General features: G+C 74.4%; 10 protein-coding genes and 1 pseudogene. 8 read left to right on the top strand and 3 right to left on the bottom strand.

The features are described from left to right. The first annotated feature begins 21 nt into the window (after positions 1–21). The gene (locus tag AQJ11_RS06490) at positions 22–1,098 is read left to right on the top strand and encodes an ATP-dependent DNA ligase (RefSeq protein ID WP_014676162.1); all 1,077 of its coding nucleotides are present in this window, start codon (positions 22–24) and stop codon (positions 1,096–1,098) included. Positions 1,099–1,180: 82 nt separating this feature from the next. Here the strand turns inward: AQJ11_RS06490 and AQJ11_RS06485 are convergent, their stop codons facing one another. Beyond that, positions 1,181–2,371, bottom strand: a complete 1,191-nt coding sequence (locus tag AQJ11_RS06485; RefSeq protein ID WP_059262177.1) for a zinc-dependent alcohol dehydrogenase — start codon at positions 2,369–2,371, stop codon at positions 1,181–1,183. 631 nt (positions 2,372–3,002) lie between these two features. Between AQJ11_RS06485 and AQJ11_RS53085 the strand changes: the two are divergent. After that, positions 3,003–3,167 (top strand): annotated as a pseudogene (locus AQJ11_RS53085) (DUF3048 domain-containing protein); the annotation flags it as partial. 231 nt (positions 3,168–3,398) lie between these two features. On the opposite strand, the gene AQJ11_RS06475 reads toward AQJ11_RS53085, so the two are convergent. Continuing rightward, on the bottom strand, positions 3,399–3,863 hold the full coding sequence (locus AQJ11_RS06475) for a MarR family winged helix-turn-helix transcriptional regulator (protein WP_014676160.1): 465 nt from the start codon (positions 3,861–3,863) through the stop codon (positions 3,399–3,401). A gap of 218 nt (positions 3,864–4,081) precedes the next feature. Here AQJ11_RS06475 and pcaH point away from each other — a divergent pair, with 218 nt between their 5' ends. The 5 genes from pcaH (at position 4,082) to AQJ11_RS06450 (ending at position 8,787) form a co-directional block, all read left to right on the top strand. Then, the gene (gene pcaH, locus AQJ11_RS06470; RefSeq protein WP_059262175.1) at positions 4,082–4,855 is read left to right on the top strand and encodes a protocatechuate 3,4-dioxygenase subunit beta; all 774 of its coding nucleotides are present in this window, start codon (positions 4,082–4,084) and stop codon (positions 4,853–4,855) included. Positions 4,856–4,860: 5 nt separating this feature from the next. Beyond that, positions 4,861–5,463, top strand: coding sequence for a protocatechuate 3,4-dioxygenase subunit alpha (pcaG, locus tag AQJ11_RS06465; protein ID WP_014676158.1), 603 nt, complete (start codon positions 4,861–4,863; stop codon positions 5,461–5,463). Further along, positions 5,460–6,800, top strand: coding sequence for a 3-carboxy-cis,cis-muconate cycloisomerase (gene pcaB / locus AQJ11_RS06460; RefSeq protein ID WP_059262174.1), 1,341 nt, complete (start codon positions 5,460–5,462; stop codon positions 6,798–6,800). The genes pcaG and pcaB overlap by 4 nt, the downstream gene beginning before the upstream one ends. Continuing rightward, positions 6,797–7,918, top strand: a complete 1,122-nt coding sequence (pcaDC, locus tag AQJ11_RS06455; RefSeq protein WP_059262173.1) for a bifunctional 3-oxoadipate enol-lactonase/4-carboxymuconolactone decarboxylase PcaDC — start codon at positions 6,797–6,799, stop codon at positions 7,916–7,918. Before pcaB ends, pcaDC begins: the two co-directional genes overlap by 4 nt. 77 nt (positions 7,919–7,995) lie before the next feature. Further along, the gene (locus AQJ11_RS06450) at positions 7,996–8,787 is read left to right on the top strand and encodes an SDR family NAD(P)-dependent oxidoreductase (protein WP_059262172.1); all 792 of its coding nucleotides are present in this window, start codon (positions 7,996–7,998) and stop codon (positions 8,785–8,787) included. A 60-nt stretch (positions 8,788–8,847) separates the two neighbouring features. Here AQJ11_RS06450 and AQJ11_RS06445 read toward each other — a convergent pair whose 3' ends face one another. After that, complete coding sequence (locus AQJ11_RS06445; RefSeq protein WP_059262171.1) at positions 8,848–11,526, bottom strand: ATP-binding protein; 2,679 nt, start codon at positions 11,524–11,526, stop codon at positions 8,848–8,850. A gap of 272 nt (positions 11,527–11,798) precedes the next feature. Here AQJ11_RS06445 and AQJ11_RS06440 point away from each other — a divergent pair, with 272 nt between their 5' ends. After that, a complete protein-coding gene (locus AQJ11_RS06440; protein WP_014676153.1) occupies positions 11,799–12,920 on the top strand; it encodes a DUF2510 domain-containing protein in 1,122 nt (373 codons plus the stop codon). Positions 12,921–13,048 lie beyond the last annotated feature (128 nt).

Below are 13,048 nucleotides of genomic sequence, written 5' to 3'. Positions count from 1 at the left end.
TATGCGAGCAGAATCGGAGTCATGGATCTGCCCGTCATGCCGCCCGTGAAGCCGATGCTCGCCAAGTCGGTGGCGAAGATCCCGCCGGGGATGCACTACGAGGCCAAGTGGGACGGCTTCCGGTCGATCGTGTTCCGGGACGGGGCCGAGGTCGAACTGGGCAGCCGCACCGGAAAGCCGCTGACCAGGTACTTCCCCGAGCTGGTCGAGGCGCTGAAGGAGCGGCTGCCCGAGCGGTGCGTGCTGGACGGGGAGATCGTCATCGCGCGGGGCGGCCGGCTGGACTTCGACGCGCTGACCGAGCGGATCCACCCGGCGGCCTCCCGGGTACGGATGCTGGCGGAGAAGACCCCGGCCTCCTTCGTCGCCTTCGACGTGCTCGCCCTGGACGACCACGCCCTGCTCGACGTGCCGCTCACCGACCGCCGCGCCCTGCTGGACCGGGCCCTGGCCGGGGCGACCCCGCCGGTACACGTGGCGCCGTCGACGACCGACATCGAGGTGGCCCGGCAGTGGTTCGAGCAGTTCGAGGGCGCCGGTCTCGACGGGGTCGTCGCCAAGCCGCTCACCTTGCGCTACCTCCAGGACGAGCGGGCCATGTTCAAGATCAAGCACGAGCGCACGGCGGACGTCGTCGTCGCCGGGTACCGCTTCCACAAGAGCGGCCCGGTGGTGGGCTCGCTGCTGCTGGGGCTGTACGACGAGCAGGGCCGGCTCCAGCACGTGGGCGTGTCGGCCGCGTTCTCCATGAAGAAGCGCGCCGAGCTGGTCGAGGAGCTGGAGCCGCTGCGCATGGACGACGTCTCCGGGCACCCGTGGGCCGCCTGGACGGACGAGACCGCGCACGAGACGGCCCGGCTGCCGGGCGCGCCGAGCCGCTGGTCGGGCAAGAAGGACCTGTCCTGGGTGCCGCTGCGGCCGGACCGGGTGGCCGAGGTGGCGTACGACCACATGGAGAACGGCCAGCGGTTCCGGCACACGGCCCGCTTCCGCCGCTGGCGCCCGGACCGCACCCCGGAGAGCTGCACGTACGCCCAGCTCCAGGAGCCGGTCCGGTACGACCTCGCGGAGATCCTCGGCGAGAAGGACGGCGGCTGAGCGGGGCGGAGCACGGGTACCGGCGCCTGCCCCCAGCCGGCCACAGCCACAGCTACCGCCACAGCCACAGCCACAGCCACAGCTACGGCTGCATGAGGATCTTCACCGCGCCGTCCTGCTTGCGCTGGAACATCTCGTACGCGTGCGGCGCCTCCGTCAGCGGCAGCCGGTGCGTGGCGAAGTCCTGGACGCCGAGCGGGTCCTCGTCCGTCAGGTAGGGCAGGATCTGGTCGGTCCACCGGCGGACGTTGGCCTGGCCCATGCGGAGCTGGATCTGCTTGTCGAAGAGGGTCAGCATCGGCATCGGGTCGGCCATCCCGCCGTAGACACCGCTGAGCGAGATGGTGCCGCCCCGGCGGACCAGGTCGATCGCCATGTAGAGGGCGCCCAGCCGGTCGATGCTGAAACGCTCGGCGAGCGGGGCGCTGAGCTTGCGGGGCATGAGCGCGGTGGCCTGCTGGGCGAGCTTGGCGGCGGCGCCGCCGTGGGCCTCGGTGCCGACGGCGTCGATCACGGCGTCCGGGCCCCGCCCGCCGGTCTCCTCCTGGATCGCGTGGACCAGCGACTTCTCGTTGTCGAAGGCCCTGAGGTCGTACGTCTCCACCCCGCGCCGCTGCGCGCGGGCGAGCCGTTCCGGCACCAGGTCCACGCCGAAGACCCGCTCCGCGCCCCGGGCCCTGGCGATCCGGCAGGCCATGTCGCCGATCGGGCCGAGGCCGAGGACCGCGAGGGTGCCGCCGGGCGGGACGGCCGCGTACTCGACGGCCTGCCAGGCGGTCGGCAGCACGTCGGAGAGGTAGACGAACCGGTCGTCCGGCGGCCCCTCGGGCACCTTGATCGGGCCGAACTGCGCCTGCGGGACGCGCAGGTACTCGGCCTGGCCGCCGGGGACGGAGCCGTACAGGCGGCTGTAGCCGAAGATGGCGGCGCCCATGCCCTCGCCGGTGACCTGGGTGGTCTCGCACTGGGTGGGCAGCCCGGTGCCGCACATGAAGCAGTGGCCGCAGGCGATCTGGAACGGCACCACCACCCGGTCGCCGGGCCGCAGGCCGGACACCTCGGAGCCGACCTCCTCCACGATGCCCATGGGTTCGTGGCCGAGGACGTCGCCCGGGCTCATGAACGGGGTGAGCACTTCGTACAGGTGCAGGTCGGAGCCGCACAGTCCGGTGGAGGTGACGCGGATGACGGCGTCCGTGGGTTCCTCGATCCTCGGGTCGGGCACGTCCTCGACCCGGACGTCCCGCTTGCCCTGCCAGGTGACTGCCTTCATGGGGTCGTGCTCCCTTGGTCGCGTACGGCTGGTGTCGCGTGCAGCCGCGTACCGTGTGTGCGCCCCCGGGTACCCCCCGCTCACCGCCGCCGAACCCGAAGCGACCGGGTACGGCCAGTGATGAGCGAATGAGCGGATGAGCGGATGAGCGCGCCATCGGACCACACGAACGGGATGGCGACGGTGGGCATGAGACGAAGGGCGCGCACGCGGCGCGCCGCGCTGACGGCGGTATGGCCGGCCGGCCCCCTGACGGCCGCCCTCACGGCGGACTGCTCCGGCCACGGCGGGGGCGGCGAAGGCCGCGCCCGCCGTGGCACACCCCGACACCGGCGTCGCGCGGCACACCCCGGCACCGGCGCCGAGCCGCTCGGCCCCGGCCGGCTCACCGCTCGCCGGGAAGATCGGCCATGTGCGCGCGGCCCGCAGACCGGGCTCGGCGCGGCGGACGTGGTGGACGTGGAGCAGGTGGAGGGCGGCCTGAGCCGGTCGTCGGCGGTGTACGCGACACGGCTGCCGAGACCGTGGGACCGGTGCGCAGCGTCCGGGAGTCCGACCTGGAACTGCTGCGACCACGGGTTTCCGCCGCGGCCCCGCCCCCTCCGGCGGCACCCCCGTCTCCGCGCGGACCGTGCGCTACCCGGCCGCCCGCCTCACCTTCACCTGGTCCGCCGGGCGCGGCGGCTGGCTGGTGGCGATGGACGGCACCCCGGTGCACACCACCGACAGCGGCCGGCCGGCACCGCCGACGGTGGTCGTGCAGACCGTGAAGGTCCGTACCTCGCGCTGCCACGACGTGCTCGGCAGTCCCACGCCGTACACCGAGACGACCGGCTCCGGGCGGGCTGAGGTGCTGCCGGGACGCACGGTCCTTCGACGGCTTCCGGTCACGGCCGACGGCGACGGACGGAACGGCGTTCACCGCGGCGGACGGCGGCGGGCTGGACTTCGCCGCCGGGCAGGTGTGGGTGGTGTTCGTACCGGCGCCGTGAGGGGGCCGGTGCCCCGAAGGCCGGTACCGGTGCCGTCAGCTCTGCGCGGCCAGGGGGCCGGCCGGGTGGCGCAGTTCCTCGGCCGCGTCCGCGACCCGGCGGATCAGGTCGAAGAACACGGCCTGTTCCCCGGCGGACAACGGGGCGAGGAACACCTGGTTCATCCGGGCGGTCCGCACGGTCAGTCTGCGGTGGGTGCGCAGGCCGTCGTCGGTGAGGCGGAGCAGGAAGCGCCGGCCGTCCTCGGGGTCGCGCACCTTGTGCAGCAGTCCCCGGCGGTCGAGCCGGCTGATGACCTCGGCGATGGTGGAGCGGTCGAGGCCCACCCGCTCCCCCACCGTGCGCTGGTCGAGCCCGGGCTCGGCGACGAGGGCGTTCATGACCGCGAACTGCGGCGAGGTGATCTCCTCCGAGACCATCGTGTTCCACAGCAGGTAGTGCGCCTGCTGGAGCCGCCGGGCCAGGTGCCCGGGATGGGTGGCGAGGTCCACCGCGGCCATGTGCGCTCCCCTGGTCGATTCGTTGGTGCACTGAACAATACTCGGCGCCCGACCCCCTGTCTCCTTCCGTCGGCCGTACAGGGGCCAGCTCTTGACGGTGACCGTCTCCGGTGGCAGCGTGAGCAGCGCCTCGCCGAAATAGTCAGTGCCCTGACTGTCTGCCCTTGATGAACCGGAGAGACCTCCTCCTCGAACGCCTAGGAAGCGTCAGGTATCCCATGCCTCTCACCCAAGCCGACATCGACCGGGAAATCGCCGCCGCGCACGCCGCCTACGAGAAGCGCGTGGCCGACGGCGCTCCCGTCGAACACCACCCGCGCCGCGACTACGCGCCGTACCGCTCCTCCGTGCTGCGCCACCCGAAGCAGCCCCTGGTGGCGATCGACACCAGCCAGGACCCCGAACTGGTGGAGCTGCACTCGCCCGCCTTCGGGGAGCGCGACCTCACCGAGGTCGACAACGACCTCACCCGGCAGCACACCGGGGAGCCCATCGGCGAGCGGATCACCGTCTCCGGGCGGCTGCTGGACCGGCACGGGCGCCCGGTCCGCGGCCAGCTGATCGAGATCTGGCAGGCCAACTCGGCCGGCCGCTACGCCCACCGGCGCGAGCAGCACGACGCCCCGCTGGACCCGAACTTCACCGGCGTCGGCCGCGCCCTCACCGATGCCGAGGGCCGCTACCACTTCACCACCATCCAGCCGGGCCCCTACCCGTGGCGCAACCACGTCAACGCCTGGCGCCCGGCGCACATCCACTTCTCGGTGTTCGGCCCGGCGTTCACCCAGCGGCTGGTGACGCAGATGTACTTCCCGAACGACCCGCTCTTCCGGTACGACCCGATCCTCCAGTCCGTGACCGACGACGCGGCCCGGCAGCGACTGGTCGCCACCTACGACCACAGCCTGTCGGTGCCGGAGTTCTCGCTCGGCTACCACTGGGACATCGTGCTGGACGGCCCGGCCGCCACCTGGACGGAAGAAGGACGCTGACCGCCATGACGATCACCGACCCGAGCGGCCCGGACCAGGTGCTGCCCACCCCCTCCCACACCGTCGGCCCGTTCTACGGCTACGCACTGCCGTTCCGCGGCGGCGAGGAGATCGCGCCGCTCGGCCACCCGGACACGATCACCGTGCACGGGTACGTCCTCGACGGTGCCGGCGATCCGCTGCCCGACGCGCTGATCGAGGTATGGGGTCCGCGTCCCGACGGCACCGTCCCCCACGTGGACGGCTCCCAGCGGCGCGACCCGGCCAGTGGCGGTCACCTGGGCCGCAACGGCGTGGAGTTCACCGGCTGGGGCCGTGTCCAGACCGACGCCGACGGCCACTGGTACGCCCGTACCCTGCGGCCCGGCGCACGCGGGCGGAACGCGCCGTACCTCAGCGTCTGCGTCTTCGCGCGGGGCCTGCTCGTACACCTGTTCACCCGGATCTACCTGCCGGGCGACGAGGCGGCGCTGGCCGCCGACCCGCTGCTGACCCGGGTGGGCGACCGGCGCGACACGCTGATCGCGAGCGAGGAGGCGGGCGGCGCCTACCGTTTCGACATCCGCCTTCAGGGCGAAGGCGAGACGGTCTTCCTGGAGTTCGAGTGACATCCGCTTCCCCTCCCTACGCCGACACCGGCCTGCTCGCCCCGGAGTGGGCGCTGTCGGGCGCCGCGTCCGAGACGAGCGACCACGCGTATCTGCGCGCCCTGCTCGACGCGGAGGCCGCGCTGACCCGGGCGCAGGCCGCGCTGGGCCTCGCCCCGGCCGGGGCCGCGGCGGCGGTGACCGAGGCGGCCGTCCCGGAACGGTTCGGCATCCGCTCCCTGGCGGCACGGACCGCGGACGGCGGCAACCCGGTGATCCCGCTGGTCGCCGACCTGACCGCAGCGGTCGGCGCGGAGTACGGCCCCTACGTCCACCGCGGCGCCACCAGCCAGGACATCATGGACACCGCGACCATGCTGGTCGCCGCGCGCGCCCTCGCCGTGGTCCTGGCCGACCTCGGCCGCACCGAACAGGCGCTGGCCCGCCTCGCCGCCGCCCACCGGGACACGGTGCTGCCGGGGCGGACGCTCACCCAGCACGCCGTACCGACGACGTTCGGGCTGAAGGCAGCCGGCTGGCGCTCGCTGGTCCTGGACGCGCGCGACCGCGTCGCCCTCGTCCGGGACGCGCTCCCTGCCCAACTCGGCGGCGCCGCCGGGACCCTGGCGGCCTTCCGGGCGTACGGCACCGAGGACGAGGCCGCTCTGACGCGGGCGTACGCCCGCGAAGCCGGCCTCGCCGCCCCGGCGTTGCCCTGGCACACCCTGCGCACCCCCGTCGCCGACCTGGCCGGGTGCCTGGCGTTCACGGCGGGGGCGCTGGGCAAGTTCGCCGTGGACGTCCTGACGCTGTCGCGCACCGAGACCGGCGAGGTGAGCGAGGGCAGCGGCGGCGGCTCGTCGGCCATGCCGCACAAGGCGAACCCGGTGCGCGCCACACTCCTGGCAGCCGCCGCCCGGCGCGCCCCGCAGCTCGCGGCCACGCTGTACGGCTGCCTCGCCGCCGAGGACGAACGGCCGGCCGGCGCCTGGCACGCCGAGTGGGAGCCGCTGCGCGACCTGCTCCGGCTGGTGGGCGGCGCGGCCGGCCACGCGGCGGAGCTGGCCGGGGGGCTGCGGGTGCACCCGGCCGCGATGCGCCGGAACCTCGGCATCACCCGGGGCCTGATCGTCTCCGAGCGGCTGTCGGCCGCCCTCGCGCCCGTCCTCGGCCGGGCGCGCGCCAAGGAGCTGCTGACCGAACTGGCCCGCCGCGCCCACGCCGAGGACCGTCCGCTGTCCGGACTGCTGTCGGAGGTCGACGAGTTGAAGGACGTCGATCTCGACGACCTGCTCGACCCCGCCCACTACACCGGCTTCGCCGGTTCCCTCACCGACCGCGCCCTGGAGCGACCTTGACCGCGAAACTCCTCAACCACCTGGCAGAAGGCCCGGCCTCCGCTCCCCCGCTGCTGCTCGGTCCCTCGCTCGGCACCTCGCTGGCCCTGTGGGACCAGGTCGCGCCCGAACTGTCCGCCGCCCACCGGGTCGTCCGCTGGGACCTGCCCGGGCACGGGGGCTCGGCGGCGGGCCTGATCGGGCCGGGCGCGAGCGTCGGCGACCTGGCCGCACTGGTGCTGGAGCTGGCCGACACCCTCGGCATCGACCGGTTCGCGTACGCGGGCGTGTCCCTGGGCGGTGCCGTCGGCCTGCACCTGGCCGTCCACCACCCCGAGCGGCTGTCCTCGCTGGCGGTGCTGTGCTCCTCCGCCCACTTCGGCGGGGAGGCGCCCTGGCGGGAGCGGGCCGAGCGGGTGCGCCGCGAGGGCCTGGCCGGGCTGGCGGACACTGCCGAGGCGCGCTGGTTCACGCCCGGGTTCAGTGTGCCGGGGCTGGTCCGCGACCACCGGGAGGCGGATCCGGAGGCGTACGCCGCCTGCTGCGACGCGCTCGCCGCGTTCGACCTGCGCGACCGGCTCGGCGAGATCACCGTACCGACGCTGCTGGTGGCGGGCCGGCAGGATCCCGCGACCCCGCCCGCCCATCTGCGGGAGATCGCCGACGCGGTGCCGACGGCGACGCTGGTGGAGCTGCCCGGGGCCTCCCACCTGGCGCCGGCGCAGTGCCCGCGGGCCGTGCTGAGCGCGCTGCGCACCCACCTCGACGGACCGGCGGCGAGCGGCATGGCGGTGCGCCGGGAGGTGCTGGGCGACGCCCATGTGGATCGCGCGCAGGCCCGGCAGACCCCGTTCACGGCCCGCTTCCAGGACTTCATCTCCCGCTACGCCTGGGGGGAGATCTGGACCGACCCGACGCTGTCCCGCCGCGAGCGCAGCATGATCACGCTGACCGCGCTGGTGGCGCACGGCCACCACGACGAGCTGGCGATGCACGTCCGGGCGGCGCGGCGCAACGGGCTGACGCCGCAGGAGATCGGCGCGGTGCTGTTGCAGACCGCCGTGTACTGCGGGGTGCCGGCCGCCAACTCGGCGTTCGCGACGGCCCAGCGGGTCCTCGCCGAGGAGGAGACGGGCTGAGGGGCGAGGGTGATCCTGCTGGTCGTACTCCCGGCAGCGGCTCCCTCCCGGCGCGCGGGCGTGCCTAGGCTGGCGGTATGTCCACTGTTCTGATCACCGGCGCCACCTCGGGTCTCGGCCGGTACGTCGCCTTCGAACTGGTCCGCTCCGGTCACCTCGTCCTGGCCCACGGCCGCGACCGGGCGCGCACCGAGCGGCTGGTCGAGGAGCTGCGCACGGAGGGCGCGGCCGAGGGGTTCGTCGCCGATCTGGCCCGGCTGGCCGAGGTGCGGGAGCTGGGCGCGCGGGTGGCCGAGGCGCATCCCGGCCTCGACGTGCTGGTCAACAACGCGGGCGTGGGCGGCGGAACACCCGGCTCCGGGCGCGAGCTGAGCGCGGACGGGCATGAGCTGCGGCTCGCCGTGAACTACCTCGCGCCCGTGGTGCTGACCCGCGCCCTGCTGCCGGTGCTGCGGGCGAATCCGCCGGCCCGGATCGTCAACGTCGGCTCGGGCGGCCAGGAGCCCGTCGACGTCGCCGATCCCGAACTCACCCGCGGCTACAGCGGGATCTCGGCCTACTGCCGCAGCAAGTTCGCGCTCGCCGCGTACACGTTCACCCTGGCCGAGGAGCTGGCGGGCAGCGGGGTGTCGGTGAACGTGCTGCACCCCGCCACCTACATGGACACGGCGATGGTCCGCGAGGGCGGCATCACCCCATGGAGCTCCGTCGCCGACGGGGCACCGGGCGTACTGGCGCTGGCCACCCGGGAGACGGGCAGTGGCGGGTACTACGACGGGACCCGGCCGGCGCGGGCGCACGAGGCGGCGTACGACGCCGACGTGCGCAAGCGGCTGGCGGCGGTGACGGAGCAGTTGCTGGGCATGTGACCCCGGAGGGCGCCGGGGGGGGCGCCGGGTCGGTGCAGGCCCCGCCTGTCCCAGCAGGGCTCAGCGCAGCCCCCGCCCCGTCTCCAGCGCCTCCCGTGCCCGGGCCACCAGGTGCTCGGCGCCGCACGACCGGGCCAGGTCCAGGCCCCGGCCCAGTTCCGCGGCCGAGCGGGCGGCGATGCCGTACTCGACGCGGGCCGCCGCGTGCTCGTACTGGCAGGGTGAGGCCTCCAGGTGGGCGACGGCCCGGGCGGCGAGCCGGACCGCCCGCTGTCCCGTCGCCAGGGCGGCGGCGCAGCGCAGGGACTCGCCGATGGCGGTGTCCGTGCCGAACCGCTCGGCCTGCCGGCGGGCGTCGGCCGCGAGCTGGGCGGCGCGGTCCGGGTCCTGCCCGGCGAGCGCCTTGGCGAGGTCGACGGACCAGGGCGCGAGGACCGGGTTGTGGCCGCCGCGGGAGGCGGCGGTCTTCTCGGCGTCCTCCAGTTCGTTGATGCCCTCCTCGGTGCGGCCGACGGCGAGCAGCAGCCGTCCGCGCACGGAGCGGATGTCGGGCAGCACGATGGTGGACGGGTACGGCGGCGCGAAACCGTACCGTTCGGCGACCGACCAGGCATCCTTGACCCGGCCCCGGGCCAGCAGGGTGTCGACCAGACCGCAGACGGCCGACCAGTACAGCGGCAGGCGGCGGCCGACGCGTTCGGCGAGGACCAGGGCCTCGCGCAGGGTGGACTCGGCGTCGCGCAGGCGGCCCTGTCTGCGGTAGGCGAGCCCGAGGAAGGCGTTGGCCAGGGAGAGGTGGCCGCCGTGCCAGCCGGCCGTGGTGTAGACGCGCCGGGCTTCGGCGAACAGGCTCTCGGCGCGGTCGAGCCGGTCGGCGTAGGTGTAGGCGCTGCCGAGCATCATCAGCAGTTCCATGTCCCACTCGGTGTCGGTCCAGCCGAGGCCGGGCGCGAGGCGGCCGTTGACCAGGGCGCGGTCGCACAGGGCGATGACCTCGTCGGCGCTCTCGCCGTGGGTCATCGCGTCGAAGGCGCGCAGGACCAGTAAGACGCGTTCGGCGTTGTCGCGGCCCGCGCAGGTGCTCGCCAGCTCGGCCAGGCGCCGGGAGCGGGCCGGGGAGACGGTCTCGCCGTGGATGCCCTCCCACATGAACTGGAAGGCCTGCAACCGCATCCGGACGGGGCCCGCCTCGTGCCGGGCGGCCTCGGCCTCGACCGTGCGGACGGCCTCCTCCAGCTGGTCGTTGTGGAGCAGCGCCTGGGAGAGGCGGACGACGGCGTCGACCCGGTCGTCGTCGAGGCCGGGCATGGCGAGGGCGCTCTGGAGGTGGTCGATGGTGACCGCGGGGTTGGTCAGCAGGGTGGCGCAGCCGAGTTCGTAGAGGACGTGCGCGTGCACCTCGGGGAGGGGCGGCTCCGCCAGGGCGCGTTCCAGGCAGCGGCGGGCCGCGTCGGGCGCGCCGACGGCGAGGTGTTCGCGGGCGGCCTCGCGCAGTTGCTCGACCAGTTCCTCGTCGTCGTCCGGGTGCACCTTCAGCAGGTGGCGGGCGGCCTCGGCGGCGCCGCGGCCCCGCTCGGTGATCATCTGCGCGGCGACGCCGTGCATGGCGGTGCACACGCCGGCCGGGATGGAGTTGTAGACGGCGGTGGCGATGAGGGGGTGGACGAACTCCAGCTCGCCGTCCATGCGGTGGGTGCCGGCGGGCGGTTCGGGTGCGGTGAGGATGCGGGCGTCGCAGAGGAGTTCGGCGCACGTGCGGGCCAGCTCGTCGTTCATGGTGGCGAGTTGGGCGACCATGTCGACGGTGATGCCGGTGCCGAGGATGGCGGCGGCCCAGGCGAACCGGGTGGCCTCCAGGCCGAGGCCCTTGAGCCGGTCGACCAGTCCGCCGTCGCGGGCGGCGCGGTTGAGGGCGCGCAGCTCTCCCGCCTGTGCCTCGACGGGCGGGAGTTCGCTGTCCCGGACCTTGGCGAGGAGTTCTACGGTGTCGTAGGGGTTGCCGCCGGTGACGGCCCAGACCTCGCGGCAGAACGCGTCGTCGGCGTGCCGGCCGACGGTGGCGCGGGTGAGTCCGGCGGTGGCGTCCGGGGTGAGGGCGCTGAGGTTGTGGACGGGGCGGCCCGCGGCGGCCACCGCGTCGAGCAGGCGGGCGCTGTCCCCGCTGACCTCCCCGGGCCGGCGGGCGACCACGACGAGGACGGACAGGTCCTCCAGGCGCTCGGCGAAGGCGGCGAGCCAGCGCAGGGTCTCCTGGTCGGCCCAGTGCGCGTCGTCGACGAGCAGGACCAGCGGCCACTGGCGGCTGGAGAGCCGGCGCACCGCGGCGACGAGTCCGTCGCAGACGTACTGCGGGTCGGCCTTGCCGGCCCGCGGTTCCGCTATGCCGAGGGCGGGACCGGCGATGTCGTACCAGTCGCCGAGGTACTCGCGGGCCTCCTCGGGCAGTAAGGACAGCAGCGCGGGCTGGAGCAGCTGCCGTACGACGTGGAACGGGACGGATCTCAGCGTCTCGGCGCCGCGTGCGGACCAGACGGCGCAGCCACGGCGTTCGGCGATGCGCCGTATCTCGGCCAGCAGCGCGGTCTTGCCGAGTCCCGCTTCACCCCGGATGACCAGCAGGCTGCCCGCGGACGACTGGTCCGCGCACAGGACGTCGAGCGCCTGTGCGACGGTGGCGAGCTCGGCGTCCCGCTCCCACAGGGGAGCCGAGCCGGCCGCCGACGGCCGTCCCTGCGTCATCCCGTTACCTCCCCGGGTCGCCCGAATGACGTACGGAACCCGAGCGTAGTCGTCGGGCGGGGCCTTCGGTGGCCGCTCGCGGCAGCTGTTGCCCGGCCGGGTGAAACAGGGTGCGGGCGGGCGACGCGACCACCCGCACGACCAGCGGACGGGGTGTCAACGACGCCTGGCGGAGGGCGGCGCCGAAAAATCCGGGGAAAAATATGCCGCTTCGCCCCCTTGGCGGCGGATCCTCTCATCCCGCTTTCACGGTCGCCTCATACGGTGGGGGCATGACGCAGGTGACTCCTCCCGGGTGGTACCCCGACCCCGGGCAGACGAACGACGGTCCGCCCACCGAGCGCTGGTGGGACGGCAAGGCCTGGACGGACCAGACCCGCCCCGCCGGCACGGCCGCCGCGTGGGGTCCCCCGGCCGGGCCGGTGCCGGACGGCGGACCGCGGCCGGCCCAGCCGGCGGGCCCGGCGCCCTCGGCTCCCGCCGGGTTCGGCGCCCCTCCGGGGTATCCGGAACAGCAGGGGTACCCGCAGCAGCAGGGGTATCCGGCGCAGCCGGGCTATCCGGCGTATCCCGCCCCGCCGCCCGCCCCCTCCCGGCGCCGGCTGCGCACGGGGATAGCCGTCGCGGTGACGGCCGCGGTACTGGCGAGCATCGGGGTCGGCGTGTACGCCCTCACCAAGGACGGCGGGGGCGGCGACGACCGCGCCGGGTCGCAGCAGGGGCCGGGCGGCGGGCAGGACGGCGGCCGGGGCGGGCCGTTCGGCGGGCCCGGCGGCGGCTCGGGCGAGAGCGGCGGCTCGGGCGGGAGCGGCGGCTCCGGCGGGGCCTCGCCGTCCCCGGGTCAGTCGGAGGCGCCGAAGGTCAAGGGCGGCGGCTCGGTCCCGGACCCGGTCAACGGCATCAGCCTGCCGGTGCCGAAGGGCTGGACCGGACAGACGATCAGCGTCGGGGCGCAGGTGACCTCCGACGACGCCTACAAGTGCCCGGGCAACTCGGCCCAGACGTGCACCGCGGGCGGCGCCTACACGGCCCCGGCGGTGGCGCTCGGCATCGAGGACGACACGGCCGAGGAGGTCGCGAAGGCGGACATCGCCGCCAACGCCAAGCAGTCGTACGGCGGCACCACCTACGGCAGCATCACCTCGCACGAGGTGCTGGCCTCCGAGGCGGTGACGGTGGCCGGGCAGAAGGGCTACCTGGTGCGCTGGAAGGCGGTCACCAGCAAGGGGTCCGACGGCTATGTCGAGTCGGTCGCCTTCCCCTCCCCCGACGACGCCCGGCGGATCGTGGTGGTCCGCTTCGGCGTGGACGTCGGGCAGAAGCTGTCGGTCATCGACGAGATCCTCAAGGGGATCAAGGTCTCGTCCGGCGGCGGGAGCGGCCAGGACGTCTGAGAGACGGATCGGCCGGGCGGGGCTCCCCTCCGCTCAAGGGGAACCCCACCCGGCCGGGGGGTGCGCGCCGCCCCCGTCCCCACGGTGCGGCGCGGGCAGGTCACCGTCCAGTCATCCCGTGAACGGCG

This window comes from Streptomyces corchorusii (assembly GCF_001514055.1).
Classification (GTDB): Bacteria; Actinomycetota; Actinomycetes; order Streptomycetales; family Streptomycetaceae; genus Streptomyces; species Streptomyces olivaceoviridis.
The sequence above is the reverse complement of the archived record's forward strand: the minus strand, read 5'-3'. Positions and strand labels throughout refer to the sequence as shown.